Here is a 26,812-nt window from a genome sequence, read left to right as displayed (position 1 = left end):
TGGACGGCCCGGCGTTCAGGACGAGCCGCCGGAGTCTGCCGGGGCGATGGCTCCACGGACGTTGCCGAAGAGCTGGATGACCCGGGAGACATTGTTGTAGTTCATGCCGCTGGTGGCCGTCATGACCGACTGGCCGCGTCGAAGTTTAACCGGCTTTTCGGTCAGGATCACATCGTCGTTCACGAGCACTTTGAAATGCTCGGAATCAGCCTGCATTTCGGGGTCGCCGGCGCCGGCCGCGCGCAGAATGCGCGCGTTGTCGTACAGATTGACGATCGAGGCGTCGGCGTTGACCGTGCCGCGCAGCCCGGTGGCCGTGACGATCGGCTTGCCGGGCTGGAATGCGCGCACAGCCGGGTTCGTGAGGTCGCTGTTCTCGTCGTCCTCGTAGTGAACCATGTGCGTGGCCGTGAGCCGGTACTGCGTGGCGCCCGACTGGTCGAGCTCGGACACCGAGAAGTCGTCGGCGAAGTAGTCGGGCGTATGCGTGAGCGGACGCGGCGCCGCCTCCTTCTCGCGCGGCTGGACGGCCTGCAGCAGCCACCACGTGAAGCCGGCGAGCGCGGCGACGCATACGAGCGGCACGAGCGAAGTGAGGCGGAACTTCTGGTTCATCGCGGCATCCCGGCGAGCGGCGCGCAGGCCTCGGCGAGCAGCGCGTCGTAACGGTTCTGCGCGCGCAGGATCAGATCGGTGACTTCGCGCACGGCGCCGTGGCCGCCCACCTTGTCGGACACCCAGTGGGCGCGCGAGAGCACGTCCGGATGGGCGTTCGCGGGCGCGGCCGCGAAGCCGCACTGGAGCATCACGCCGAGGTCGGGCCAGTCATCGCCCATGTAGCCGCACGCCTCGGGCGCAATGCCCGTTTGCGAGAGCAGCTCGGCGAACGCGACGCGCTTGTCTTCCACGCCTTGCCACAGGTGCGTGATCTTGAGTTCCTTCGCGCGCACGGCGACGATCTCCGAACGGCGCCCGGTGATGATGGCCGTGTCGATGCCGGCTTCGCGCAGGAGCTTCGCGCCGTGGCCGTCGAGCGAGTTGAACGCCTTCATCGTGTCGCCCGCGCCGGTGAAGAGCAGGCCGCCGTCGGTGAGCACACCGTCGATGTCGAAAATCATGAGGCGCACACGCGCGGCGCGCGCGGTTGCGTCGAGTGGGCTAGCCATCAGATCACCTTCTTGGAGAACAGGTCGTGCATGTTGAGGGCGCCGATCAGCGTGCCCTCGGCATCGACGACCAGCATCTGATTGATGCGATGGCGCTCCATCAGTTCCACGGCTTCGACAGCAAGTTGGTCCGGACCGATCGTGCGCGGGCCTTTCGTCATGACCTGCGCGATCGGCAGGTCGCGGAAATCGCCCACGCGCTCGAGCACGCGGCGCAGGTCGCCGTCGGTGAAGATGCCCTGCACGTGGTCGTCGGCGTTGACGACCGCCGTCATGCCCATGCGCTTGGCCGTGAGTTGGAAGAGGGCGTCGCGCACGGTGACGTCGTCGCGCACCTTCGGAATTTCGTCGCCCGTGCGCATCACGTCGCGCACGTAGGTGAGCAGGCGCCGGCCGAGCGCGCCGCCCGGATGCGAGCGCGCGAAGTCGTCGGCGCCGAAGCCGCGCGCGTCGAGCACCGCGACTGCGAGCGCGTCGGAGAGCGCGAGCGCCGCCGTCGTGCTGGCGGTGGGCGCGAGGTTCAGCGGGCAGGCCTCCTTCTCCACGCCGGCGTCCAGATGCACGTCGGAGAGCTGGCCGAGCGTCGACTGCGGCCGATTGCCCGTCATGCCGATGAGCTTCGCGCCAATGCGCTTGACGAGCGGCAGGATCGCCACGAGTTCTTCGGATTCGCCGGAGTTCGACAGGCCGATGAAGACGTCGTCGGCGGTGACCATGCCGAGGTCGCCGTGGCTCGCTTCGGCCGGATGCACGAAGAACGCGGGGGTGCCCGTGGAGGCCAGCGTGGCCGCGAGCTTGCGGGCAATGTGGCCCGATTTGCCGATGCCGGATACGACCACGCGTCCGCGGCAGCTGAGGATAAGGTCGACCGCGCCGACGAAGTTGTCGTCGAGCCGGTCGCGAAGCCCGCGCACGGCGTCCGCTTCGATGTCGAGCACGTTGCGAGCGAGCTTCAGCGCCCGGTCGCCATTGATTTTCGCTATCATCCGCGGAGTATAGCAAAGGCGTCTGCGCGCCGCGCCAGCGCCCCCAGCGCCCAAACCCCGTGCGCGAGCCGCCTGGCTTGTCCAGCCGTTTCTCCGTAGCCCTTCCCAATTAGCCCGTTATTAATGTAAACAGGCCCTAGCCGCCCCTGCGTCGATGATCGACCCGGCGCGGGGCAGAATTTGCATCGCCGGTAACGACGCAGACGAACGAGGACGCTTCACACGATGATCTCCCCGCTGGAAATGACGCTGTTCCTGCTGCTCGCCTCGGTGGTTGGCGTCGTGCTGTTTCGTTATCTGAATCTGCCGCCGATGCTCGGCTACCTCACGGTGGGCATTCTGGTGGGCCCGCGCTCGCTCGGCATCGTGCCGGACACGCATGGCGCGCAGAACCTGGCCGAGTTCGGCGTCGTGTTCCTGATGTTCTCCATCGGCCTCGAGTTCTCGCTCTCGAAGCTGCGCGCCATGCGCCACGCCGTGTTCGGCCTCGGGCTTTCGCAGGTGCTGGGCACGATCGTGGTGGCGCTCCTGCTCGGGCTCGTGCTGGAGCCGTGGGTGCATATCACGTGGCAGGCCTGCGTGGCGCTGGGCGGCGCGCTCGCCATGTCGTCCACGGCCATCGTCAGCAAGATGCTTTCCGAGCGGCTCGAGATCGAATCGGAGCACGGCCGCAACATTCTCGGCGTGCTGCTGTTCCAGGATCTGGCCGTGGTGCCGCTTCTGATCGTGATCGCGGCGTTCGGCGGCTCGTCGGCGTCGCTCGTCGAGTCGCTCGGCACGGCGGCCGTGAAGATCGTGCTTGCGCTCGGCATTCTGCTCATCGTCGGCCAGAAGTTCATGACGCGCTGGTTCACCGTGGTCGCGCGCCGCCGCTCGCAGGAGCTGTTCGTGCTCAACGTGCTGCTCGTCACGCTGGGCGCCGCGTTCATCACCGACAAGTTCGGCCTCTCGCTCGCGCTCGGCGCCTTCATCGCGGGCATGCTGATCGCCGAAACGCCGTACAAGCACCAGGTGGAAGAGGACATCAAGCCGTTTCGCGACGTGCTGCTCGGCCTGTTCTTCGTGACCACGGGCATGCTGCTCAACCCGCACGTGATCTGGCAGCACCCCATCATGGTGGCGGCGTTCTTCCTCGGGCCGGTCGTGCTCAAGGCCGTGCTCATCACCGCGCTCACGCGCATCTTCGGCGCTTCGCCGGGCGTGGCCATGCGCACGGGTCTCGGCCTCGCGCAGGCCGGCGAATTCGGCTTCGTGCTGCTGAACCTCATTCTCGACAAGCATCTGGTCGACGCCACGCTGCTCCAGGCGATCCTCGCGGCCATGCTGCTGTCGATGCTCGCCGCGCCGTTCCTGATCCAGAACGCCGACCGCATCGTGCTGCGCCTTTCCTCGACGGAATGGATGCAGCAATCGCTGATGATGACGCGCATCGCCACGCAAAGCATCAAGCAGAGCGGCCATGTGATCGTGTGCGGCTACGGCCGCGCGGGGCAGAACCTCGCGCGCATGCTCGAATACGAAGGTCTTTCGTACGTCGCGCTCGACCTCGACCCCGACCGCGTTGCAGCGGCTGCGGCGGCGGGCGAGTCGGTGGTGTTCGGCGACGCCGCGCGGCGCGAGTCGCTCGTCGCGGCGGGCATCCACCGCGCGGCCGCGGTGGCGATCACCTATGCCAATACGCAATCGGCGTTTCGCGTGCTCCATCACATTCACGAGCTGGAGCCCACCTTGCCCGTGATCGTGCGCACGGTGGACGACGCCGATCTCGAACGCCTGCTCGCCGCGGGCGCGACCGAGGTGATTCCGGAGATCGTGGAAGGCAGCCTGATGCTCGCCTCGCACATGCTGGTGCTGATGGGCGTGCCGATGCGGCGCGTGGTGCGCCGCGTGGAGGAACTGCGCGACGAGCGCTACAGCCTCCTGCGCGGCTACTTCCACGGCACCGACGATGTGGGCGAGGACGGTCACGAGCAGGTGCGGCTACAATCCGTACCGGTCGACGAGCGCGCCGACGCCGTGGGCCGCACGCTCGCCGAACTGGGCCTGTACGAGCTCGGCGTCGAGGTGACGGCGATCCGCCGCCACGGCATTCGCGGCGTGGAACCGGACCCATCGACCAAGCTGCGCGAGGCCGACATCGTCGTGCTGCGCGGTCTGCCCGAGCAGCTCGCGCAGGCCGAGGAGCGGCTTTCGCGGCATCGCAAGCCCGGTGCGGCGGGCGCGGGTGCGGCGGCGGCCTGATACGCCGTCGTCGGCGCAATCGCGAGACCGCGCCAAAGGTTCCCGCCCCGTTTAAAACACTCTGCCGTTCTTTATCTAGCCACTACCCGGAGAAATCATGTCCAACGCACCTGCGAACCCGAGCGCCGAAGCCGCCCAGTTCGTGAAAAGCCTGATCCGCACGGTGCCCGACTGGCCTCAGCCGGGAGTGCAGTTCCGCGATATCACGCCGCTCATCGGCCATCCGAAGGGCCTGCGGGTGCTGATCGACCTGTTCGTCGAGCGCTATGTCGATGCGAAGCTCGACTACGTGGCTGGGCTCGACGCGCGCGGTTTCATCATCGGGCCGATCGTCGCGTATGAGCTGAACGTGGGCTTCATTCCGATCCGCAAGATCGGCAAGCTGCCGTACAAGACCGTTTCCGAGACCTACAAGCTCGAATACGGCGAAGCGACCGTCGAGATTCACGAGGACGCCTGCGGCAAGGGCGACCGCGTGGTGATCGTCGACGACCTGATCGCCACCGGCGGCACCATGATGGCCGGCAAGCTGCTGCTCGAACGCCTCGGCGCGAGAGTGGTGGAGGGCGCCGCGATCATCGACCTGCCGGATCTGGGCGGCTCGAAGCTGCTCACCGATGCCGGCCTGCCGCTCTTCACCGTGACCGCCTTCGGCGGCCACTGAAACAACCCGAACGCCCACCGTCACGAGTCGATCTCATGCCGAATTTCGCGCTCTTTCTTGCCACCTCCATCGCCATCACGTTCGCGCCCGGTCCCGACAATCTCCAGGTGCTCGCGCGCGGCATTTCGCAAGGCCGCGCCGCCGGTCTCGTAGCCGCGCTCGGTTTCGCCGCGGGCGTGACGTTCCACACCACGCTCGCGGCACTCGGCGTGGCCGCCGTGCTGCGCTCTTCGCCGCTCGCGTTCCAGATCCTCAAGCTCGCCGGCGCCGCGTATCTCGTGTGGATCGGCGTGAAGGCGCTGCGCAGCCAGGGCCTCGCCGCCGCCGGCGACAAGCCGCGCCAGCCGCTCTCCGCGATCTTTCGCCAGAGCGTGATCGGCAACATCATGAACCCGAAGGTGACGCTGTTCTTCGTCGTGTTCCTGCCGCAGTTCGTCGACCCGCATGGCGCGCAGCCCGTCACGCTGCAGATGCTCGAGCTCGGCCTCGTGTTCATGGCGCAGACGGTCGTGGTGTTCTCCCTCTTCGGGCTGTGCGCGGGCACGATTGGCGGCTGGCTGAAGCGCCGCCCGCGCGCGGGCGTGTGGCTCGACCGCCTCGCCGGCGTCACCTTCATCGCCATCGGCATTCGCGTCGCCTTGCGTGACTGATCTACGGAGTCCTGATCGATGACCTTGCCTTGCATTACCGACGCGCGGCGCTTCGATGCCGGCGCGCATCTGCCGTTTCATATCGGTGACGAGCGCGTGGGCTGGATACGCGAGAACGACGTGGCGCTGCTCGCGCGCTGGCCCGACGTGTTCGAAATCGACGGCGATGCGCACAGCGCCCGCGTGACGCTCGCCCCGCACTTCGACAACGTCACGACGCGCAGCGCGGCGCTCGGCTCGGTGATCGGCGCACTCGCGGCGGAAGGGCACATTCCGGGCTGGCGCAACGAAACCTACGCGATCCGCAACGCCTTCGATGCGCCGCCGCTCGCCTTTATCGAGCGCGCGGCCTCGCGCTTTTTCGGCACGATGACGTACGCGGTGCATCTGAACGGCGTCGTAGAATACGCGGATGCCGGTGCGGCCGGCGTAGGTGGGCCCTGCGCGCCGCAATTGTGGATCGCGCGGCGCAGCGACACCAAGGCCACCGACCCCGGCATGCTGGACAACGTCGTGGCGGGCGGCATCGGCTGGGGCCTCGGCATCGAGGCCACGCTCGTGAAGGAATGCTGGGAAGAGGCGGGCATTGCCGAGGAGCTGGCGCGCGCGGCGCGCGCGGGCCGCACCGTGCACGTGCTGCAGTCGCTGCCGGAAGGCACGCAGGCCGAGCAGATCTTCATCTACGATCTCGTGCTCCCGGCCGACTTCGTGCCGCACAACCAGGACGGCGAAGTGGGCGAGCATCGCCTCGCGCGCATCGACGAAGCCGCGCGCTGGATCGAGGAGGGCGCGATGACGGTCGACGCGAGCCTCGCGACGCTCGACTGCCTGCTGCGCCGCCAATGGATCGACGAAGACGCGTGCGAGGGCATTGCCGTGATCTTCGAACCGCCGACGCTGTGAAAGGGCGCCGGTTCTCTTAGCAAGGCCCCAAGCCCTTTTAGCAACAGCAAAGTATTGACGGGAGTTACCAAGGTCATGTCGACCGATCACAGCTTCATCCTCAAACTGTCGTGCGCCGACCGGCCTGGCATCGTGCATGCCGTGTCGGGCTTTCTGTTCGAGCGCGGCAGCAATATCCTCGACTCTGCCCAGTTCGGCGACAGCCACACGGGCGAGTTCTTCATGCGCGTGCACTTCCAGCAAGTGGGCGGCGACCCGGGCCTCGACGGCCTGCGCAGCGCGTTCGAGCCGCTCGCGCAAGAGTTCGGCATGCGCTGGGAGATGCATGACGCGAACGTGAAGCCGCGCGTCGTCATCATGGTCTCGAAGATCGGTCATTGCCTGAACGACCTGTTGTTCCGCTATCGCACCGGCCAGCTGCCTATCGAGATTCCGGCGATCATCTCGAATCACAAGGACTTCTATCAGCTCGCCGCGAGCTACAACATTCCGTTCCATCACTTCCCGCTGCTCGGCGGCACCGAGGCCGACAAGGCCGCGCAGGAAGCGCGCGTGCTCGAAGTGGTGAACCGCGAAGGCGCCGATCTCGTGGTGCTCGCACGCTACATGCAGATCCTCTCGCCGCAGCTTTGCAAGGCGCTCGAAGGCCGCGCGATCAACATCCATCATTCGTTCCTGCCGAGCTTCAAGGGTGCGAAGCCGTACTATCAGGCGTTCGATCGCGGCGTGAAGCTGATCGGCGCAACGGCGCACTATGTGACGTCCGATCTAGACGAAGGCCCGATCATCGAGCAGGAAGTCGAACGGGTGGATCACAACATGACGCCGGACCAGCTCACCGCCATTGGCCGTGACGTGGAATGCGTGACGCTCGCGCGCGCGGTGAAGTGGCACGTGGAGCATCGCATCGTGCTCAACGGGCACAAGACGGTCGTGTTCCGCTGATCTTTGGTTGATCACGTGCGACACCATGCCGTAGCGTGTTTCATGACACGCTACGGTTTTTCGAACTAATCTTATTGCTCTCCGGCGCGTTCGCATGCATGCGATTTTTCTTCCGCGCCAACTCGCTCCCGCGGTACTACTCCTTAAGTTCTAGTGGCGCATCGTCGCGCACTCCCTGCGGAGAATAGTCCGCACCTTTCGTCTTTCCTACTCTTGTCACGTCAACTAAACGACAAGAGGGAAATTCATGAAAGCCGCCCTATCCCCGCAGGCGGAACCCGTCGCCGATAGCCGTGCCTGGCGCGTGCTGGGTTCGAGTACCTTTGCGTTCACGATCTGCTTTGCCGTCTGGATGATGTTCGCGATCCTCGGCATTCCGCTCAAAAAACAGCTTCACCTCACCGATACCGAGTTCGGCCTGATTGCCGCGATGCCCGTGCTCACGGGCTCGCTCGCCCGCGTGCCGCTCGGCATCTGGACCGACCGCTTCGGCGGGCGCATCGTCTTCTTCATCACCATGCTCGTGACCGTCGTGCCGATCTGGCTCGTCTCGTACGCGACGCAACTGTGGCAATTCCTCACGCTCGGCCTGTTCGTGGGGTTCGCCGGCGCCTCGTTCTCGGTGGGCACGCCCTATGTCGCGCGCTGGTTCCCGAAGTCGCGCCAGGGGCTCGCCATGGGCATCTTCGGGGCGGGCAATTCGGGCGCCGCGCTCAACAAGTTCGTGGCGCCGGTGCTGATCGTCGCGGCCGGCACGTGGACCATCGTGCCGAAGGTCTACGCCGTCGCGATGCTCGCGACCGCGTTGCTGTTCTGGATGTTCTCCGCGAGCAACCCGGCGCACCGCGTGCCCGGCAAGGAGAGCGTAGCGGACCAGCTGCGCGTGCTCGCCGACCCGCGCGTGCTGCGCTATGCGCAGTACTACTCGGTGGTGTTCGGCGGCTATGTCGGCCTGTCGCTATGGATGCCGCAGTACTACGTGAACCAGTACGGCTTCGACATCGAGCATGCGGCGTTTCTCGCTGCGTGCTTCTCGCTGCCCGGCGGCGTGCTGCGGGCGGTAGGGGGCTGGCTCTCCGACCGCTACGGCGCCTATCGCACGACGTGGGCCGTGATGTGGGTCGCGCTCGCGTGCTTCTTCCTGCTGAGCTATCCGCCGACCGACTTCACGATCCACAGCGCGCATGGCCCGCTCGGTCTGCATATCAGCACGGGACCGGTGTTCTACACCGTGCTGATGTTCGTCGTCGGCATTGCGATGGCGGTGGGCAAGGCCTCGGTCTTCAAGTTCATCGGCGACGAGTACACCGACAACATCGGCGCCGTCTCCGGCATCGTGGGGCTGGCGGGCGGTCTCGCGGGCTTCGTGCTGCCGATCCTGTTCGGCCTGCTCGTCGACCTCACGGGCGTGCGCACCACCTGTTTCATGCTGATGTTCGGCGCCACCCTGGTGAGCCTGCTGTTCATGCACTTTTCGTTCCGCCCCGAAGCGCTCGCCCTGGGCAGCGCGAAGCTCGCGCGCAAGGCTGGCGCCGCGACGCCGGCGCCGCAGGAAACCACGTACTCCGAATGATCCAACTCGCGCCGCGTCTGCGGCGCCTACTGAACGAGCACAACCATGTCCAAGTATCTCCTGACCCAATGGGAGCCCGAGAACACCCGGTTCTGGCAGGCTTCCGGCGAGCAGATCGCCACCCGTAACCTGTGGATTTCGATTCCCGCGCTGATGCTGGCGTTCGTGGTGTGGTCGCTGTGGAGCGTCACGGTCGTCAATCTCGACAAGGGCGGCTTTCACTTCACCAAGAACGAACTCTTCTGGCTCACGGCGCTGCCTGCGCTTTCGGGCGCCACGCTGCGCATCTTCTATTCGTTCCTCGTGCCGATTTTCGGCGGCCGCCGCTTCACGGCGATCTCCACGGCGAGCCTCCTGATTCCGGCCTTCGGAATGGGCTTCGCGCTGCGCGATCCGTCCACCTCGTATACGACGCTGCTCGTGCTCGCCCTGCTGTGCGGTCTCGGCGGGGCGAACTTCAGCTCGTCGATGGCGAACATCAGCTTCTTCTTTCCGAAGGCGCGCAAGGGTTTTGCCACCGGCCTCAATGCGGGCATCGGCAACCTCGGCGTCTCGCTCGTGCAGTTCGTCACGCCGATCGTCATCTCGACGGCCGTGTTCGCCGGCCTGCTCGGCGACGGCCAGACCTGGGTGAAGGACGGCGCCGAGCACAGCATCTGGCTGCAGAACGCGGGCTTCGTGTGGATTCCGCTCATCGTCGTCTCTTCGTTTGCCGCGTGGTTCGGCATGAACGACATCGCCGATGCGAAGGCCTCGTTCCGCGAGCAGGCCGTGATCTTCCGCCGCGCGCACAACTGGATCATGTGCTTTCTCTATGTCGGCACGTTCGGCTCGTTCATCGGTTTCTCGGCCGGCCTCGCGCTTCTCACGAAGGCCGAGTTTCCCGCCATCAACCCGACTGCATGGGCCTTCCTCGGGCCGCTCGCTGGCGCGCTCACGCGCCCCGTTGGCGGCTGGATCTCGGACAAGCTCGGCGGCGCGCGCGTCACGCTCTGGACCTTCCTCGCGATGATCGTCGCGGTGATGGGCGTGATCGCGTTCCTGCCGGGCGGCGCGCTGGGCGGCGCACAGGGCAGCTTTGCCGGTTTCCTCGCGATGTTCGTCGTGCTGTTCGCGCTCACCGGCATCGGCAACGGTTCGACCTTCCGCATGATTCCCGTGATCTTCCTGACGCACCATCAACGCGCCGCGAAGGGCAACGGTGATGACGTGCAGCGCAGCGCGCTCGCCGAAGCGGGCAAGGAGTCGGCGGCGGTGCTCGGCTTCGCGGGCGCAATGGGCGCGTACGGCGGCTTCTTCATTCCGAAGAGCTTTGGCTCGTCGCTCGAAATGACGGGCTCACCGGTCGGCGCGCTCGTGTGCTTCATCGGCTTCTATGTGGTGTGCGCGGTGGTGACGTGGTTCTTCTACGCGCGCCGCAACGCATCCACACCTTGCTGAAGCGAACTAGTCCTTTGGGAGTAGTGCGAACTCTCCCGTTGATGAATGGGCAGGCACGGGCCTGCCCGCCATACTCGGAACGATACGGCTGCCTGTCGCCACGCGTGCCACGCAAGCGGGCGGCGACAGGCGTGATCGATCGATTCCAGCAGCAGTCCCGGAGAACCTGATGAGTTATTTTCTGGACCGGTTGAAGTTCATGTCGCGCGTGAAGTCGACGTTTTCGAAGGGTCACGGCGCGGTGGTGAACGAGGACCGCAAGTGGGAAGACGGGTATCGCAGCCGCTGGCAGCACGACAAGATCGTGCGCTCGACCCACGGCGTGAACTGCACGGGCTCGTGCTCATGGAAGGTTTACGTGAAGAACGGCCTGATCACGTGGGAAACGCAACAGACCGACTATCCGCGCACGCGCGCCGACCTGCCCAATCACGAACCGCGCGGCTGCCCGCGTGGCGCATCGTATAGCTGGTACGTGTATTCGGCGCAGCGCGTGAAGTACCCGATGATCCGCGGGCGCCTGATCGAAATGTGGCGCGAGGCGCGCAAGACGCTCGACCCGGTCAAGGCATGGGCTTCGATCGTCGAGGACCCGAAGAAGGCGGCGCACTACAAGCGCGCGCGCGGCCAGGGCGGCTTCGTGCGCGCCGGGTGGGACACGGCCACCGAGATGATCGCGGCGGCCAACGCCTACACCATCGGCAAGTACGGTCCCGATCGCGTGGTGGGTTTTTCGCCCATTCCGGCAATGTCGATGGTCTCGTACGCCGCAGGCGCGCGTTATCTGAGCCTGATCGGCGGGGCGTGTCTGTCGTTCTACGACTGGTATTGCGACTTGCCGCCTTCCTCGCCGCAGGTGTGGGGCGAGCAGACCGACGTGCCCGAATCGGCCGACTGGTACAACTCCACGTATCTCATTGTGTGGGGCTCGAACGTGCCGCAAACGCGCACGCCCGACGCCCACTTCTACACCGAGGTCCGCTACAAGGGCACGAAGACGGTGGCGGTGTCGTCCGACTTCGGCGAGATGGTGAAGTTCGGCGATATCTGGCTTGCGCCGAAGCAGGGCACCGACGCGGCGCTCGCGCTCGCGATGGGCCACGTGGTGCTCAAGGAGTTTCACGCAACGGCGAAGTCCGCGTACTTCCGCGACTACGTCAAGCAGTACACCGACATGCCGATGCTCGTCACGCTCGCGAAGCGCGATGGCGCGCTCGTGCCGGACCAGTTCCTGCGCGCGTCGCAACTCGCCGCGAATCTCGACGAAGCGAACAACCCGCAGTGGAAGACGCTCGCCATCGATTCGACCACGGGTGACATCGTCGCGCCGAACGGCTCGATCGGTTTCCGCTGGGGCGAAGGCGAGCACGACGGCGGCAAGAAGGTGGGCCGCTGGAACCTCGAAATGAAAGACGGCGGCAGCGGCCGCGAAATCGATCCGCTGTTGTCGCTCATTGACAGGCATGACGAAGTGGTCGAGGTGGGCTTCCCGTACTTCGGCGGCGAACATGGCGCGCTGCTCGCGCGTCGCGTGCCCGTGAAGCGCGTGGCGCTGGCCGACGGCACGAGCGCTTTGGTCGCGACCGTCTTCGACCTGCAGATGGCCAACTACGGCGTCGACCAGGGCCTGGGCGGTCCGAACGTCGCGTCCTCGTATGACGACGACGTGCCCTGCACGCCCGCCTGGCAGGAGAAGCACACCACGGTGCCGCGCAAGCTCGTGATCCAGGTGGCGCGCGAGTTTGCCGACAACGCCGACCGCACGCGCGGCAAGAGCATGGTGATCGTCGGCGCGGCGCTCAATCACTGGTACCACAACGACATGATCTACCGCGGCATCATCAATCTGCTGATGATGTGCGGCTGTATCGGCCAGAGCGGCGGCGGCTGGGCGCACTACGTGGGCCAGGAAAAGCTGCGTCCGCAATTCGGCTGGGCGCCGCTCGCGTTCGCGCTCGACTGGTCGCGCCCGCCGCGCCAGATGAACGGCACGTCGTTCTTCTACAACCACACGAGCCAGTGGCGCCACGAGAAGGTCAGCCTCGATGAGATCCTCGGCCCGGGCGCGGACCGCGAACGCTACAAGAACCTGTCGATGCTCGACCTCAACGCGAAGTCCGAGCGCATGGGCTGGCTGCCTTCGGCGCCGCAACTGGGCGACAATCCGCTCGACGTCGTGGATGCTGCGCAGCGCGCGGGCGTGCAGCCGGTGCAGTACACCGTCGATCAGCTGAAGTCGGGCGCATTGAACTTCGCCTGCGACGACCCCGACAATCCCGCAAACTTCCCGCGCAACATGTTCGTGTGGCGCTCGAACATCCTGGGCAGCTCGGGCAAAGGTCACGAGTACTTCCTCAAGTACCTGCTCGGCACGCAGAACGCGCTGTTCGGCGACGAAGCCGACGCGATCAAGCCTTCCGAAGTGAACGTGCGCGAAGCGGCCGAAGGCAAGCTCGACCTGCTCACGGTGCTCGACTTCCGCATGAGCACCACGTGCCTTTACGGCGACATCGTGCTGCCCTCGGCCACGTGGTACGAGAAGGACGACCTCAACACGTCGGACATGCACCCGTTCATCCATCCGCTTTCGGAGGCGGTGCAGCCGTTGTGGGAGAGCAAGACCGACTGGGAGATCTACAAGGCCATCGCGAAGAAGTTTTCGGAGATCGGCGGCGCGCATCTGGGCAAGCGCACGGACCTCGTGTGCACGCCGCTCATGCACGACACGCCAGGTGAACTCGGTCAGGCGTTCGAGCCGAAGGACTGGCGCCTTGGCGAATGCGATCTGATCCCGGGCAAGACCGCGCCTTCGATGACGCTCGTGGAGCGCGACTATCGCGAGATCTACAACAAGTTCACCTCAGTCGGGCCGCTGCTCGAAAAGCTGGGCAACGGCGGCAAGGGCATCAACTGGAACACCGTGCACGAGGTGGGCGAGTTCGCTCAGCTCACGGGCATCCAGCAGAACCGCGGCGCGGCCGAGGGACGCCCGCGTCTGGAAACGGCCATCGACGCCGCCGAGATGATTCTCACCTTCGCGCCGGAAACCAACGGCCACGTCGCGGTGAAGGCGTGGGACGCGCTCTCGAAGATCACGGGCCGCGATCACACGCATCTGGCCGAAGGCCGCGAGCACGACAAGATCCGCTTTCGCGACGTGCAGGCGCAGCCGCGCAAGATCATCTCCGCGCCCACCTGGTCGGGGCTCGAATCGGAAGAGGTGAGCTACAACGCGGGCTATACGAACGTGCACGAGCTGATCCCCTGGCGCACGCTCACGGGCCGTCAGCAGTTCTATCAGGATCACCGCTGGATGCTCGACTTCGGCGAGGGCCTCTGCAACTACAAGCCCGCCATCGATACGAAGACGACCTCGCCGATGCTCGGCGCGAAACCCAACGGCGAGCACGAACTCGTGCTGAACTGGATCACGCCGCACCAGAAGTGGGGCATCCACTCCACGTACACGGACAACCTGCGCATGCTCACGCTTTCGCGTGGCGGCCCGCACGTCTGGGTCTCGGAAGCCGAGGCGAAGGAAGCGGGGCTCGTCGACAACGACTGGGTCGAAGTGTTCAACGTGAACGGCACGCTCACGGCGCGCGTCGTGGTGAGCCAGCGCGTGCCGCGCGGCATGTGCCTCATGTATCACGCACAGGAAAAGATCATCAACGTGCCGGGCGCGGAAACGAGCGGCATGCGCGGCGGCATTCACAACTCGGTCACGCGCACGGTGCTCAAGCCCACGCACATGATCGGCGGCTACGCGCAACTCGCGTATGGCTTCAACTACTACGGCACCGTCGGCAGCAATCGCGACGAGTACGTGATCGTGCGCAAGATGAAGAAGGTCGAGTGGCTGGAAGGCCCGATGAAGGAAGGAGCAGCATCATGAAAATCCGCGCCCAGGTGGCGATGGTCCTGAACCTCGACAAGTGCATCGGCTGCCATACGTGCTCCGTCACGTGCAAGAACGTGTGGACATCGCGCGATGGCGTCGAGTACGCGTGGTTCAACAACGTCGAGACGAAGCCCGGCATCGGCTATCCGAAGGAATGGGAGAACCAGGAGAAGTGGAACGGCGGCTGGGTCCGCAACCCGAACGGCAAGATCGAGCCGCGCCAGGGCCCGAAGCTCAAGGTGCTGGCCAACCTGTTCGCGAACCCGAATCTGCCCGGCATCGACGACTACTACGAGCCGTTCACGTACGACTACGAGCATTTGCAGAAGGCGCGCCTCTCGCAGACGCCGCCCACCGCGCGCCCCGTGTCGGTCATCACCGGCAAGAAGATGGACAAGATCCATTGGGGTCCCAACTGGGAAGACGACCTGGGCGGCGAGTTCGCCTCGCGCAGCCGCGACAAGCTGTTCGAGAACGTGCAGAAGGAGATGTACTCGACCTTCGAGAACACCTTCATGATGTATCTGCCGCGCCTGTGCGAGCACTGCCTGAATCCGGCGTGCGTGGCGTCGTGCCCCTCGGGCTCGGTGTACAAGCGCGAAGACGACGGCATCGTGCTCGTCGACCAGGACAAGTGCCGCGGCTGGCGCATGTGCATCTCGGGCTGCCCGTACAAGAAGATGTACTTCAACTGGAAGAGCGGCAAGGCCGAGAAGTGCATCTTCTGCTATCCGCGCATCGAGGCGGGGCAGCCCACCGTTTGCTCGGAAACGTGCGTGGGCCGCATCCGCTATCTCGGTGTGATGCTTTACGACGCGGATCGCATCAGCGAGGCGGCCTCGGTTGAATCGACGCAGGATCTGTATCAGTCGCAACTCGACGTGTTCCTCGATCCGCACGATCCCGCCATCCAGGCCGAGGCGCGCCGCCAGGGCGTGCCGCAGAGCTGGCTCGACGCCGCCGTGCGCTCGCCCGTGTACCGCATGGCGGTCGAGTGGAAGATCGCGTTCCCGCTGCACCCCGAGTACCGCACGCTGCCGATGGTCTGGTACGTGCCGCCGCTTTCGCCGATCCAGTCGGCCGCGGACGCGGGCCATATCGGCATGGACGGCGTGATTCCCGACGTGGCGAGCCTGCGCATTCCCATGCGCTATCTCGCCAACCTGCTGACCGCCGGCGACGAAAAGCCCGTAATCTCGGCGCTCAACCGCATGCTGGCGATGCGCGCCTACAAGCGCACCCAGGCCGTGGACGGCGTGAACGACAACGCGGTTCTTGCGCGCGCGGGCCTCACGCCCGAGCAGGTCGAGGACATGTACCGCACCATGGCGATCGCGAACTACGAGGACCGTTTCGTCGTGCCGTCGTCGCACAAGGAAATGGTCGAGGACTCGTTCAACGAGAAGGGCAGTTGCGGCTTCTCGTTCGGCAACGGCTGTTCGGGCGGCGTTTCCGAGGGCTCGCTGTTCGGCTCGAAGGTCGAAGGCAGCGTGGTGTATGCCGATATGCCGAAGTCGCGTCGCAAGACGCCGTCTGAAGCTTGAGCGGGAGGACGCCATCATGTCGATTTATCCCATTCTCTCCGCGCTGCTCGATTATCCCGAGCAGCCCTTGCTCGACGCGCTCGACGAGATCGAAGCCGCGCTCGAAGCCCTGCCGAACGGCGCATTCGCAGTGCACGAACTGGCGCCGCTCATCGCGGCGCTGCGCGAGCGCTCGCTCGTCGAGTCGCAGGAAGCGTACGTGGCCACCTTCGACCGCAATCCGCGCCACTCGCTGCATCTGTTCGAGCACGTGCACGGCGAGAGCCGCGCACGCGGCCAGGCGATGGTCGATCTGCTCGACGAATACCGCAGCCATGGCCTCGACGTCGCGACGAGCGAACTGCCCGACTACGTGCCGCTCTTTCTCGAAGTGCTCGGTCTGATTGGCGACGAAGAGGCGAGCGCCCTGCTCGGCGAGGCGATTCACGTACTCGCGGCGCTCGGCAATCAGCTCGAGAAGAGTGAAAGCCCCTACGCGGGCATCTTCACGGTGCTGTGCGAGCTGACCGAGGTCGAGCCGCTGCCGCTCGTGGGCGCGCCCGTGCGCGACATGGACGAGGCGCTCGAACGCTTCGGCACTGGCGCGGACGGCGTGGAGCCGCTCATGCACGCGTTCGGCGCGAGCAACTCGCCGCAGGTCGTTCAGTTCCACCCGCGAGCGCAGTTTGCCGCGGCCACCGCGACCACTCTGGCTGCCTGCGCAAAGGAATCGCCATGAACACGCTCAACCAGTTTTTGTTCGGCATCTATCCGTATATTGCCGCCGCCATCTTCCTGTTCGGCAGCCTCGCACGCTTCGAGCGCGAGCAGTACACGTGGAAGGCGGACAGCTCGCAGCTGCTCTATCGCGGGCATTTGCGGCTCGGCAATATCCTCTTTCACGTCGGCGTGCTCGGGCTTTTCTTCGGGCATCTGTTCGGTCTGCTCACGCCCGTCGCGGTGTGGGACTGGCTCGGCGTGCCGCACGCGGTCAAGCAGCTCGTGGCGATGGTCGCGGGCGGCGTGATGGGCTCGATGTGTCTGGTGGGCCTCGCGATCCTGCTGCACCGGCGGCTTTCGAACGCGCGCGTTTCGGCCGTGACGCGCGTGGGCGACAAGGTGCTGCTGTTGTGGCTGCTCGTCACGCTGTTGCTCGGGCTGAGCACCATCGGCGAATCGGCTAGCCACATGGACGGCGCGATGATGGTGCGGCTCATGACCTGGGCGCAGCACATCGTCACGTTCCGCGGCGACGCGGCGAGCTTCGTGTCCGACGCGCCGCTCATCTTCCGCATGCACCTCTTCATGGGCATGACGCTGTTCGTGATCTTCCCGTTCACGCGGCTCGTGCACGTGTGGAGCGGGTTCGCCTCGATCACCTATCTCTCGCGCGCCTGGCAGCTCGTGCGCAGCCGCTAGCGGCCAACGTTTGCCTCTGGACGGCCGTGGGGATGGCCGTTCTTCGCGGGGAGCGAGCACGCTCGCCTTCCCCGCTTTTTTCACGATGTGCGCAAGCTGGCTCACCGTGACTCGCCCGGGAGGCAGGCGAACTGACGCATAGTGTCGCAGTTGGCCGTGCAGACCGCGACATAGCGCGCGATCGGCCGCGCTCCGTCAGATAATGTCGGTATAGGCGCCGCCGTTTCGGCGTAGCCGATTCCCGGTCCCGGCCATGACTCCGTCTTCCGATTCCGCAGCCGCATCCGCCGCTTCTGCCGGATCTTCCGGCGCGCAGGAAGCGCCTTTCCCGAGGCGGCTCTCCACGCGCATCGTTGTGCTTTCCACGGTCGCGCTCGCGCTCGTGCTCGCGATGATCAGCGGCACGCTCTGGCTTTCCTGGCAGCTCGAAGGCGGCGCCGCCGCGATCAACGACGCGGGCAGCCTGCGCATGCGCGCGAACGCGGTGGCGATCTCACTGTGGGAAGCCCGCACCGGCAAGCCTTCGCAAGTCGACGCCCAGATGCGCCAGCTCGACGAGACGCTGCGCGAATTGCGCGACGGCGATCCGGCGCGGCCGCTCTTTCTCCCCGCCGATGCCGGCATCCACGCGCAGTTCGATCGCGTCGCGACTGCCTGGAACCAGACGCTCAGGCCCGCTGCGCTGAGCGACCTCGCCGCCAGCGGGGGCGAGCCCTCGACGTACATCGGCCTGCTGCCCGGCTTCGTCGACGAGGCGAACCGGCTCGTCAGCCTGATCGAGCGCGAGAACGCGCGCAAGACCGCGTGGCTGCGCATTTCGCAGGTCGCGCTCGCGGCGCTGTCGTGCGTGGGCACGCTGGCGATCGTCTATCTGCTTTACCAGTGGTTCGTGGCGCCCGTGCAGCGCTTGCAGGACGGCCTCGCGCGCATCGAGGCGCGGGAGTTCGACACGCGCTTGCCGGTGGAAACGTACGACGAGTTCGGTCATCTCACGCAAGGCTTCAACCGCATGGTCGCGGAGCTGCAGGCGCTCTATCAGGACCTTGCGGAGCGTGTGGACGCCAAGACCGCGCAACTGGCGGCGCAAAACCGCGAACTCGCCACGCTCTACGAGATGGCGGCGTTTCTCAACACGCCGGGCCCGGCGGAAAGCCTGTGCCACGATTTCCTCACGCGCGTGATGCGCGAATTCGACGCCGATGGCGGCACGGTGCGCGTCGTTTCGCCTGACGACGGCAATCTGCATCTGCTCGTTTCGGAAGGCATGCCCGAATCGATCACGCGCGCGGAGCAGTGCATGCCCGCGGCCGACTGTGCGTGCGGGGGCGCGACGGCCGAGGCGCCGGTCGTATTCGGCTTGATGGCGCAGCCGGGCGCGCGCACGGCCGGTGGGGAAAGCGGAGAAAGCGGCCTGGGCGGGGCTTTCACGCAGCGCTGCCTGAAAGCGGGCTTCGTGAGCGTCGCGGTGTCGGCCATCGTCGCGCAGAACGAGACGCTCGGCACGTTCTCGCTGCACTTCCGGCGCGAGCGGGAGATTCCGCCGTCGGGCGTCCAGCTGCTCCAGACGCTCGGCCGCCACCTGGGCGTCGCGCTCATGAACCGGCGGCTCGTGGCGCTCGGGCGCCAGCTCGCCGTGTCCGAGGAGCGCAACCTCGTCGCCCAGGGGCTGCACGACAGCATCGCGCAAGGCCTGAGCTTCCTGAAGATGCAAGTACACCTGCTCGATGGGGCGGCGCAGCAGGGCGACCTCGACGAGATCCGCGAGATCGTGCCGCTGCTCGCGGGCGGCGTCGAGGAAAGCTACGACGACGTGCGCGAACTGCTGCTGAATTTCCGCACGAAGCTCGGCCCGGGCAAGCTGCGCCTCGCCGTGGAGGACACCGTGGCGCGCTTTCGCCGCCAGTCGGACGCCGAGCTGACGCTCGACTATCGCGACGAAGACGGGCCGCCGCTGCCGCCCGACCAGCAGCTGCAGGTACTCTTCGTGCTGCAGGAGGCGCTCTCGAATGCGCGCAAGCATGCTGAGGCGCTGCACGTTCAGGTGAGTGTCGTGAACGCGCGCGACTTCCGCCTGACGATCGAAGACGACGGCGTGGGCTACGATCCCGCCGATATCGCTTCGCGCGGCGAATCGCACGTGGGCTTTCACATCATGCATGAGCGCGCGAGACGTCTTGCCGCCGTGCTCACGCTACAGAGCGCGCCGGGGCGCGGCGCACGCGTCGAACTGGTGCTGCCCGCCACGAGCCGCATGGCCGCGTGAATGCGGCCAACGAACCTGGCCGACGGCGTTACGATCAGAACCGCAAGACATCGCGACAAGACAACGATCCCCATGACCATACGCATCCTGCTCATCGACGACCACACGCTCTTTCGCTCGGGCGTGAGCGCGCTCCTGCAGCGCCAGCCTGACCTGGAGGTGGTCGGCGAGGCGTCGGACGGCGTGGAAGGCGTCAAGCGCGCGAAGCAGCACCTGCCCGACGTCATCCTGCTCGACTTCAACATGCCGGGCCTCTCGGGGCTCGAAACGCTGCAACTGCTGGTGGAAGACCTGCCAGACACGGCGGTCGTGATGCTCACCGTCTCCGAGGAAGCCGACGAGCTCACCGCCGCGATGCGCGAGGGCGCGCGCGGCTTCCTGCTCAAGAACATCGACGCCGACGCGCTCGTCGCGTCGATCCGCAAGGCCGCGAGCGGCCAGCCGGTCATTACCGAGCACATGACGGCGAAGCTCGTGGAGCAGATGCGCAAGCCCGCGCAGTCGACCGGCGGGACCGGCACGACCGGCGCCGCGCGTGCGAGCGCGGAGACGCTCACGGCGCGCGAGCGCGACATCGTGCGCGAGCTGGCGCGCGGCGCGAGCAACAAGGAGATTGCGCGTACGCTCGACCTGGCGGAGAGCACGGTGAAGATTCACGTGCGCAACATTCTGCGCAAGCTCAATCTCACGAGCCGCGTGCAGGTGGCGATCTACGCCATGGGGCACGACGGCATGACCGACGTGCCCGGCGAGCCGCGCGGGCGTTGAAGTCCGCGCGCGGGTCTTGGCGAAAGCGGCTCAGACGAGCCGCAGATAAATCAGTTCGCGCTTGATATACGCGTAGAAAATCGGCGCGGCGATCACGCCTTGAATGCCGAACGCGGCTTCCATCACGAGCATCGCGACCAGCAGCTCCCACGTGCGCGCCTCGATCTGGCCACCCACGATGCGCGCGTTCAGGAAGTATTCGAGCTTGTGGATCAGGATGAGAAACACGAGCGCCGTGACCGCCGCGGGCAGACTCACGGTGAGCGCGATGGCGACGATCAGCGTGTTCGAGATCAGGTTGCCGATCACGGGCAACAGGCCCACCACGAAGGTCACCACGACCAGCATCTTCGCGAGCGGCAGCGGCGCGTGAAACAACGGCAGCGCGAGCAGGAGGAAGAGGCCGGTGAACACCGTGTTGATCGCGGAAATCTTCACCTGCGCGAACACGATGCGGCGGAACGCGTCGGCGAAACGCGACACGCGCGCGACGAACGCCGTGGAAAGCGGCAGCCGCGTGGCGTTCTTCTGCGCGCCAATGGCGATGATCGCGCCGATGATCATGCCGATCACGATATGCCCGAAGATGCGCGCGGCGTTCTTGCCGCCCTGGCCGAGCTGGGTGGCGTGCTCGTGCATGAGCGCGAGCGCCTTGAGCTTCATCTGGGCGACGTCAACGGGCAGATAGGCGGCGATGGACTCGGGAATGCGCCCGCGCGCCTGGTCGACGAACGTCATCATCTGCGCCATGACCTTCTGCACGCTCGGCACGTCGTTTTCGAACTGCTCGATGACGCCCACGGTGAGCCCCGTGAGCACCCCCACGATCACGATCGAAACCAGCACCACGGAGAGCCAGCGTGCGCGGCTACTCGACATGCGCCGCTCGATGAGCGGCGAAATGGTATGAACGAGCTGGAAGACGAGCATGCCCGCGAGCAGTGCGCCGAGCAGGTTCAGGTGCAGCACTGCCAGCATGCCGGCGAGCGCAGTCACATAGCTGCCGATTTCCACTGCCGAAAGCTTCGGCAGGCTCATATCGCTCGTGAGCCTGACCGGCCGTGGCCGCAGGTCGCGCACCTGTTTATCTTCGGTCGCTTCGTTGCGCTTGACCATGTTGGGTGTATTCCGTCTCCAAACTTTCGGGGGTGCACGCGCCCCCGACCCGTTGTTGCTGCAGCTATTTCTACTGCTAAATTTCCGGCCCGCTTGTCAGCCCGCCTGGCGGGTTACTTGCCCGAGGCCGTGTCCAGCGCGGCGATCTGGCGCTTGAGCAGCGGCGCGAGATAGCGGCCCGTGAAGCTTGCCTTCGACTTCGCCACCTGTTCGGGCGTCCCCTGGGCCACGATCTGCCCACCGCCCGCGCCGCCTTCCGGTCCCATGTCCACGACCCAGTCGGCGGTTTTGATTACATCGAGATTATGCTCGATGATGACCACCGTGTTGCCCTGATCTCGAAGCCGGTGAATCACTTCGAGCAAAAGCGCGATGTCGTGGAAGTGCAGGCCCGTGGTCGGCTCGTCGAGTATATACAGCGTGCGGCCCGTGTCCCGCTTGGAAAGTTCGAGCGAAAGCTTCACGCGCTGCGCCTCGCCGCCCGAGAGCGTGGTCGCCGACTGGCCGAGGCGGATATAGCCCAGGCCGACATCGAGCAGCGTCTTGAGCTTGCGCGCCACCACCGGCACCGCCTTGAAGAACTCGTAGGCGGCTTCCACCGTCATGTCGAGCACTTCGCTGATGTTTCGGCCCTTGTATTGAATCTCGAGCGTCTCGCGGTTGTAGCGCTTGCCGTGGCAGACGTCGCAGGGCACGTACACGTCGGGCAGGAAGTGCATTTCCACCTTGAGCACGCCGTCGCCCTGGCAGCTTTCGCAGCGCCCGCCCTTCACGTTGAACGAGAAGCGGCCCGACTCGTAGCCGCGTTCCTTGGCGGCCGGCACGCCCGCGAACAGTTCGCGGATGGGCGTGAAGAGGCCCGTGTAGGTGGCCGGGTTCGAGCGCGGCGTGCGCCCGATCGGCGACTGGTCGACGTTGATGACCTTGTCGAAGTGCTCGAGACCCTCGATCGCCTCGAACGGCGCCGGTTCCGCCGACGATCCATACAGATGCTGCGACACGGCGTGATAAAGCGTGTCGTTGATGAGCGTGGACTTGCCCGAGCCCGAGACGCCCGTCACGCAGGTCAAAAGACCGACGGGCAGGTCGAGCGTGACGTGCTTGAGGTTGTTGCCGTGGGCCTCGACGATGCGCAGGCGGCGCTCGCCGGGCTCGATGCGCTCGTCGGGATAGTCGATGCGGCGCGCGCCCGAGAGGTACTGGCCCGTCATCGAGGCCGGATCGTGCTCGACTTCCGCTGGCGTGCCCTGCGAAATCACCATGCCGCCGTGCTCGCCCGCGCCCGGACCCATGTCGACCACGTAGTCGGCCATGCGGATCATGTCTTCGTCGTGCTCGACGACGATCACCGAATTGCCGAGGTCGCGCAGATGCTTGAGCGTGGAGATCAGGCGGTCGTTGTCGCGCTGGTGCAGGCCGATGGACGGCTCGTCGAGCACGTACATCACGCCCGTGAGGCCCGAGCCGATCTGCGAGGCGAGGCGGATGCGCTGCGCCTCGCCGCCGGACAGCGTCTCGGCGCTGCGCTCGAGCGAGAGATAGTCGAGCCCGACGTTGTTGAGGAACATGAGGCGCGCGACGATTTCCTTGACCACCTTGTCGGCGATCTCGCGCTTTGCACCTTCGAGGTGCAGCGTCTGGAAGTAGCCGAGCGTGTCACGCAGCGGCCAGCCGCTCACTTCATAGATGGCCCGCGCCTCCTCGCCCGCGCCGATGCGCACGAAGCGCGCTTCGCGGCGCAGGCGCGTGCCTTCGCAGTGCGGGCAGGCCTGGTTGTTCTGGTACTTCGAAAGCTCCTCGCGCACGGCGGCCGAGTCGGTCTCGCGGTAGCGACGCTCGAGGTTCGGGATGATCCCTTCGAACACATGCTCGCGCACCGAAGTGCGGCCGCGCTCGTTGATGTACGAGAACGGAATCTCCTGCTTGCCGGAGCCGTAGAGCAGGATCTTGCGCACTTTCTCGGGCAGGTCTTCGAACGCGGTATCGATGTCGAAGTCGTAGAACGCGGCCAGGCTCTGGAGCATCTGGAAGTAGAACTGGTTGCGCCGGTCCCAGCCCTTCACGGCGCCCGCCGCGAGCGACAGCGACGGGTGCGCCACCACGCGCTTCGGATCGAAGAACGTGATCTGGCCCAGACCGTCACACTCGGGGCATGCGCCCATCGGGTTGTTGAACGAGAAGAGGCGCGGTTCCAGCTCGGGCAGCGAATACGAGCAGATCGGGCAGGCGAACTTCGAGCTGAAGAGATGCTCGCGGTTCGTGTCCATTTCGAGCGCGATGGCGCGGCCGTCGGCCAGGCGCAGCGCGGTTTCGAACGACTCCGCGAGGCGCTGCTTCATGTCGGGGCGCACCTTCAGGCGGTCGACCACCACGTCGATGGTGTGGCGCTCGCTCTTCTTGAGCTTGGGCAGCGACTCGACCTCGTAGATCTTCGCTTCCCCTTCGTTGGCGGTGCCGCCGCCCGAGCGCACCCGAAAGCGCACGAAACCCTGCGCCTGCATGTCGTCGAACAGCTCGGCGTGCTCGCCCTTGCGGTCCACGATCACGGGCGCGAGGATCATCAGCTTCGTTTCTTCGGGCAGGGCGAGCGCGGCGTCCACCATCTGCGAGACGCTTTGCGACTCCAGCGGAATTTCGTGGTCCGGGCAATAGGGCGTGCCGATGCGTGCGTAAAGCAGCCGCAGGTAGTCGTGGATCTCGGTGACGGTGCCGACGGTCGAGCGCGGGTTGTGCGACGTGGCCTTCTGCTCGATGGAAATCGCCGGCGACAGACCCTCGATCAGGTCGACGTCGGGCTTCTCCATGAGCTGCAGGAACTGGCGCGCGTAGGCCGAGAGGCTTTCCACGTAACGGCGTTGGCCTTCCGCGTAGAGCGTGTCGAATGCCAGCGAGGACTTGCCCGAGCCGGAAAGCCCGGTGATCACCACGAGCTTGTGGCGCGGCAGGTCCAGATTGACGTTCTTCAGGTTGTGGGTTCGGGCCCCACGGATACGGATCTGTTCCATGAACCTGCGGGAGAAAGGGAAACCAAACCTGCTACTATAACGACTTTTCCAGACCGCCGTTACGGCTTGCTGACGGTCTTTGAAAGGGCCCGGAGCGGCAAGTGCAAGGGCCTCGAAAGAGGCGCGTCAGGGGGCGTCCCGGTCAACAAACGTGCGGGCACTTGCGGTCCGAACACATAACGCTCCGATGTCCTCCAATTCACCCGCTACATCCTCGCGCATGAGCGCGCCCGAGTTGCGCGCGACCGTCTCGCTGGCGGCGATCTTCGCGCTGCGCATGCTCGGTCTGTTCATGATCATGCCGGTGTTTTCCGTCTACGCGAAAACCATTCCCGGCGGCGACAACCTGCTGCTGGTCGGCATCGCGCTCGGCGCATACGGCGTCACGCAGTCGCTTCTCTATATTTTCTACGGCTGGGTTTCGGACATGGTGGGCAGAAAGCCCGTCATCGCCACGGGCCTCGTCATCTTCGCGATCGGCAGCTTCGTCGCGGCGGGCGCGCACGACATGGTGTGGATCATCGTCGGGCGGGTGATCCAGGGCATGGGCGCGGTATCGTCGGCCGTGCTGGCGTTCATCGCCGACCTGACCGCCGAGGAGCACCGCACCAAGGCCATGGCGATGGTGGGCGGCTCGATCGGCATGTCGTTCGCCGTGGCCATCGTCGGCGCGCCGATCGTGTTCCACTGGGTCGGCATGAGCGGCCTGTTCACACTGGTCGGGGTGTTCTCGATTCTCGCGGTGGGCGTGGTGATCTGGGTCGTGCCCGACGCGCCCAGCAAGCCCGTGCACGTGCGCGCCCCGTTCGCCGAAGTGCTGCACAACGTGGAGCTGCTGCGCCTGAACTTCGGTGTGCTCGTGCTGCATGCCACGCAAACGGCGCTCTTTCTCGTCGTGCCGCGCCTGCTCGTGGACGCGGGCCTGCCGGTCGCGTCGCACTGGATGATCTATCTGCCGGTCATGGGCCTCGCGTTTGTCATGATGGTGCCCGCCATCATCGTCGCGGAGAAGCGGGGCAAGATGAAGCCCGTGCTCGTTTCTGCGATCGGTCTTATCCTGATCGGCCAGCTTTTGCTCGGCTCGCTCGCGCATACACTTGTCATCGTGGCGGCCGTGCTGTTCGTGTACTTCCTGGGCTTCAACATCCTGGAGGCTTCGCAGCCTTCGCTCGTGTCGAAGCTCGCGCCGGGCAACCGCAAGGGGGCGGCCACGGGCGTGTACAACACCACGCAGTCGATCGGGCTCGCGCTCGGCGGCGTGGTGGGCGGATGGATCCTCAAGCACGAGGGCGCGAGCGCCGTGTTTTATACGTGCTCGGGGCTCGTCTTGTGCTGGCTTATAATCGCGGCCAATATGAAGGCGCCGCCCAAGCGGGCAGAAGCCAAGCGGGCTTGACCCAGGCGGGCCTGAGTTAGAACCAGCGGTTCACAGCAACGCAATTCGCGGAGGCGGTCCGCGACCGGCGAAGGCGCATGACACATCAGGCGCTCGCCGGCGCGCACCGCGCGGCCGCTCCTCGCAACGGAATCAAACAGGAGAAATTCATGGCATCCGTGAACAAGGTGATCCTCGTCGGCAACCTCGGCGCCGATCCGGAAGTGCGCTATCTGCCGAGCGGCGACGCCGTGGCGAACATTCGCCTCGCCACGACCGACCGCTACAAGGACAAGGCGTCCGGCGAGTTCAAGGAAATGACCGAATGGCACCGCGTGTCGTTCTTCGGGCGCCTGGCCGAGATCGTCTCGGAGTACCTGAAGAAGGGCTCGTCGGTGTATATCGAAGGCCGCATCCGCACGCGCAAGTGGCAAGCGCAGGACGGCACCGACCGCTACTCGACGGAAATCGTCGCCGACCAGATGCAGATGCTGGGCGGCCGCAGCGGCGGCGCCTCGATGGGCAGCGACATGGGCGACGACGGCGGCTACAGCCGTGAGCAGTCCGCGCCGCGCGGCGGCGGCCGCGCTTCGGGCGGCGGCGGCGCGCCGCGTTCGAGCGGTGGCGGTGGCGGTGCCGGCGGCGGCGCGGGTGGCGGCCGTTCGAACGCGCCGGCCGGCGGCGGCTTCGACGAGATGGACGACGATATTCCGTTCTAAAGCCTCCGAATGCATCGGCAGGACCTGAAGCCCCGGCTCGACCTCACGGTCGGGCCGGGGCTTTTCATTTGCGCGCGCGGACCGAGCGAACTCAGCAAGCTGAGCGAGTCGAGCGCCGACCTGCTGCGACGTTTTCGCACACGCAGTCGCTTCTC

Annotated in this window: 20 protein-coding genes; 15 read left to right on the top strand and 5 right to left on the bottom strand. The window is 65.8% G+C overall.

Features of this window, described 5'->3' with window-relative positions:
- Nucleotides 1–15: 15 nt before the first annotated feature.
- From lptC to kdsD, 3 genes are read right to left on the bottom strand one after another with little or no spacing between them, the layout of a single operon-like run.
- Entirely contained in the window at nt 16–615 is a 600-nt protein-coding gene (lptC, locus tag AB4Y42_RS25585; RefSeq protein WP_324153764.1) for an LPS export ABC transporter periplasmic protein LptC, read from the bottom strand.
- Complete coding sequence (locus AB4Y42_RS25580; protein ID WP_368692484.1) at nt 612–1,166, bottom strand: KdsC family phosphatase; 555 nt, start codon at nt 1,164–1,166, stop codon at nt 612–614. Before AB4Y42_RS25580 ends, lptC begins: the two co-directional genes overlap by 4 nt.
- On the bottom strand, nt 1,166–2,152 hold the full coding sequence (kdsD, locus tag AB4Y42_RS25575; RefSeq protein ID WP_254314581.1) for an arabinose 5-phosphate isomerase KdsD: 987 nt from the start codon (nt 2,150–2,152) through the stop codon (nt 1,166–1,168). The genes AB4Y42_RS25580 and kdsD overlap by 1 nt, the downstream gene beginning before the upstream one ends.
- A 225-nt stretch (nt 2,153–2,377) precedes the next feature.
- Between kdsD and AB4Y42_RS25570 the strand changes: the two genes are divergently transcribed.
- From AB4Y42_RS25570 to AB4Y42_RS25510, 13 genes are all read left to right on the top strand, one after another.
- Complete coding sequence (locus AB4Y42_RS25570; protein WP_368692485.1) at nt 2,378–4,393, top strand: cation:proton antiporter; 2,016 nt, start codon at nt 2,378–2,380, stop codon at nt 4,391–4,393.
- A 97-nt stretch (nt 4,394–4,490) separates the two neighbouring features.
- Nucleotides 4,491–5,057 carry an adenine phosphoribosyltransferase gene (locus AB4Y42_RS25565; RefSeq protein ID WP_368695719.1) on the top strand — a complete coding sequence of 189 codons (567 nt, stop codon included), beginning with the start codon at nt 4,491–4,493 and terminating at the stop codon, nt 5,055–5,057.
- Nucleotides 5,058–5,092: 35 nt separating this feature from the next.
- Entirely contained in the window at nt 5,093–5,707 is a 615-nt protein-coding gene (locus AB4Y42_RS25560) for a LysE family translocator (RefSeq protein ID WP_368695718.1), read from the top strand.
- Nucleotides 5,708–5,725: 18 nt separating this feature from the next.
- A complete protein-coding gene (locus AB4Y42_RS25555) occupies nt 5,726–6,610 on the top strand; it encodes a DUF4743 domain-containing protein (protein WP_368692488.1) in 885 nt (294 codons plus the stop codon).
- A 75-nt stretch (nt 6,611–6,685) separates the two neighbouring features.
- A complete protein-coding gene (gene purU / locus AB4Y42_RS25550) occupies nt 6,686–7,555 on the top strand; it encodes a formyltetrahydrofolate deformylase (protein ID WP_133182234.1) in 870 nt (289 codons plus the stop codon).
- A gap of 247 nt (nt 7,556–7,802) precedes the next feature.
- Nucleotides 7,803–9,128 (top strand): nitrate/nitrite transporter, encoded by a 1,326-nt coding sequence (locus tag AB4Y42_RS25545; protein WP_368692490.1) that lies wholly within the window; start codon nt 7,803–7,805, stop codon nt 9,126–9,128.
- Nucleotides 9,129–9,173: 45 nt separating this feature from the next.
- Nucleotides 9,174–10,568, top strand: coding sequence for a NarK family nitrate/nitrite MFS transporter (locus tag AB4Y42_RS25540; RefSeq protein WP_368695717.1), 1,395 nt, complete (start codon nt 9,174–9,176; stop codon nt 10,566–10,568).
- A 169-nt stretch (nt 10,569–10,737) separates the two neighbouring features.
- A complete protein-coding gene (locus AB4Y42_RS25535; protein WP_368695716.1) occupies nt 10,738–14,463 on the top strand; it encodes a nitrate reductase subunit alpha in 3,726 nt (1,241 codons plus the stop codon).
- Complete coding sequence (narH, locus tag AB4Y42_RS25530; protein WP_368692493.1) at nt 14,460–16,013, top strand: nitrate reductase subunit beta; 1,554 nt, start codon at nt 14,460–14,462, stop codon at nt 16,011–16,013. The genes AB4Y42_RS25535 and narH overlap by 4 nt, the downstream gene beginning before the upstream one ends.
- Nucleotides 16,014–16,029: 16 nt before the next feature.
- Nucleotides 16,030–16,731 (top strand): nitrate reductase molybdenum cofactor assembly chaperone, encoded by a 702-nt coding sequence (gene narJ / locus AB4Y42_RS25525; protein WP_368692494.1) that lies wholly within the window; start codon nt 16,030–16,032, stop codon nt 16,729–16,731.
- Entirely contained in the window at nt 16,728–17,411 is a 684-nt protein-coding gene (gene narI, locus AB4Y42_RS25520; protein WP_368695715.1) for a respiratory nitrate reductase subunit gamma, read from the top strand. The genes narJ and narI overlap by 4 nt, the downstream gene beginning before the upstream one ends.
- Before the next feature lie 253 nt (nt 17,412–17,664).
- The gene (locus AB4Y42_RS25515; protein WP_368692496.1) at nt 17,665–19,674 is read left to right on the top strand and encodes a type IV pili methyl-accepting chemotaxis transducer N-terminal domain-containing protein; all 2,010 of its coding nucleotides are present in this window, start codon (nt 17,665–17,667) and stop codon (nt 19,672–19,674) included.
- Nucleotides 19,675–19,746: 72 nt separating this feature from the next.
- Nucleotides 19,747–20,442, top strand: coding sequence for a response regulator (locus AB4Y42_RS25510; protein ID WP_368695714.1), 696 nt, complete (start codon nt 19,747–19,749; stop codon nt 20,440–20,442).
- A 30-nt stretch (nt 20,443–20,472) separates the two neighbouring features.
- Here the strand turns inward: AB4Y42_RS25510 and AB4Y42_RS25505 are convergent, their stop codons facing one another.
- A complete protein-coding gene (locus tag AB4Y42_RS25505) occupies nt 20,473–21,558 on the bottom strand; it encodes an AI-2E family transporter (protein WP_368692498.1) in 1,086 nt (361 codons plus the stop codon).
- 113 nt (nt 21,559–21,671) lie between these two features.
- On the bottom strand, nt 21,672–24,563 hold the full coding sequence (gene uvrA, locus AB4Y42_RS25500) for an excinuclease ABC subunit UvrA (RefSeq protein ID WP_368692499.1): 2,892 nt from the start codon (nt 24,561–24,563) through the stop codon (nt 21,672–21,674).
- A gap of 220 nt (nt 24,564–24,783) precedes the next feature.
- On the opposite strand from uvrA, the gene AB4Y42_RS25495 reads away from it, so the two are divergent.
- Together AB4Y42_RS25495 and AB4Y42_RS25490 are read left to right on the top strand one after the other, a co-directional pair.
- The gene (locus tag AB4Y42_RS25495) at nt 24,784–25,959 is read left to right on the top strand and encodes an MFS transporter (protein WP_368695779.1); all 1,176 of its coding nucleotides are present in this window, start codon (nt 24,784–24,786) and stop codon (nt 25,957–25,959) included.
- Nucleotides 25,960–26,108: 149 nt separating this feature from the next.
- Nucleotides 26,109–26,657 carry a single-stranded DNA-binding protein gene (locus tag AB4Y42_RS25490; RefSeq protein WP_368692500.1) on the top strand — a complete coding sequence of 183 codons (549 nt, stop codon included), beginning with the start codon at nt 26,109–26,111 and terminating at the stop codon, nt 26,655–26,657.
- Nucleotides 26,658–26,812: the final 155 nt, after the last annotated feature.

Source organism: Paraburkholderia sp. EG286B, assembly GCF_040965655.1.
GTDB lineage: Bacteria > Pseudomonadota > Gammaproteobacteria > Burkholderiales > Burkholderiaceae > Paraburkholderia.
The sequence above is the reverse complement of the archived record's forward strand: the minus strand, read 5'-3'. Positions and strand labels throughout refer to the sequence as shown.

Coding starts and splice junctions, on each gene's coding strand:
- lptC (WP_324153764.1), bottom strand. CDS start 615: ATGAACCAGAAGTTCCGCCTCACTTCGCTCGTGCCGCTCGTATGCGTC.
- narJ (WP_368692494.1), top strand. CDS start 16,030: ATGTCGATTTATCCCATTCTCTCCGCGCTGCTCGATTATCCCGAGCAG.
- AB4Y42_RS25505 (WP_368692498.1), bottom strand. CDS start 21,558: ATGGTCAAGCGCAACGAAGCGACCGAAGATAAACAGGTGCGCGACCTG.
- AB4Y42_RS25535 (WP_368695716.1), top strand. CDS start 10,738: ATGAGTTATTTTCTGGACCGGTTGAAGTTCATGTCGCGCGTGAAGTCG.
- AB4Y42_RS25565 (WP_368695719.1), top strand. CDS start 4,491: ATGTCCAACGCACCTGCGAACCCGAGCGCCGAAGCCGCCCAGTTCGTG.
- AB4Y42_RS25570 (WP_368692485.1), top strand. CDS start 2,378: ATGATCTCCCCGCTGGAAATGACGCTGTTCCTGCTGCTCGCCTCGGTG.
- AB4Y42_RS25495 (WP_368695779.1), top strand. CDS start 24,784: ATGAGCGCGCCCGAGTTGCGCGCGACCGTCTCGCTGGCGGCGATCTTC.
- AB4Y42_RS25515 (WP_368692496.1), top strand. CDS start 17,665: ATGACTCCGTCTTCCGATTCCGCAGCCGCATCCGCCGCTTCTGCCGGA.
- AB4Y42_RS25540 (WP_368695717.1), top strand. CDS start 9,174: ATGTCCAAGTATCTCCTGACCCAATGGGAGCCCGAGAACACCCGGTTC.
- AB4Y42_RS25545 (WP_368692490.1), top strand. CDS start 7,803: ATGAAAGCCGCCCTATCCCCGCAGGCGGAACCCGTCGCCGATAGCCGT.
- AB4Y42_RS25510 (WP_368695714.1), top strand. CDS start 19,747: ATGACCATACGCATCCTGCTCATCGACGACCACACGCTCTTTCGCTCG.
- AB4Y42_RS25580 (WP_368692484.1), bottom strand. CDS start 1,166: ATGGCTAGCCCACTCGACGCAACCGCGCGCGCCGCGCGTGTGCGCCTC.
- AB4Y42_RS25560 (WP_368695718.1), top strand. CDS start 5,093: ATGCCGAATTTCGCGCTCTTTCTTGCCACCTCCATCGCCATCACGTTC.
- narH (WP_368692493.1), top strand. CDS start 14,460: ATGAAAATCCGCGCCCAGGTGGCGATGGTCCTGAACCTCGACAAGTGC.
- AB4Y42_RS25555 (WP_368692488.1), top strand. CDS start 5,726: ATGACCTTGCCTTGCATTACCGACGCGCGGCGCTTCGATGCCGGCGCG.
- kdsD (WP_254314581.1), bottom strand. CDS start 2,152: ATGATAGCGAAAATCAATGGCGACCGGGCGCTGAAGCTCGCTCGCAAC.
- uvrA (WP_368692499.1), bottom strand. CDS start 24,563: ATGGAACAGATCCGTATCCGTGGGGCCCGAACCCACAACCTGAAGAAC.
- AB4Y42_RS25490 (WP_368692500.1), top strand. CDS start 26,109: ATGGCATCCGTGAACAAGGTGATCCTCGTCGGCAACCTCGGCGCCGAT.
- purU (WP_133182234.1), top strand. CDS start 6,686: ATGTCGACCGATCACAGCTTCATCCTCAAACTGTCGTGCGCCGACCGG.
- narI (WP_368695715.1), top strand. CDS start 16,728: ATGAACACGCTCAACCAGTTTTTGTTCGGCATCTATCCGTATATTGCC.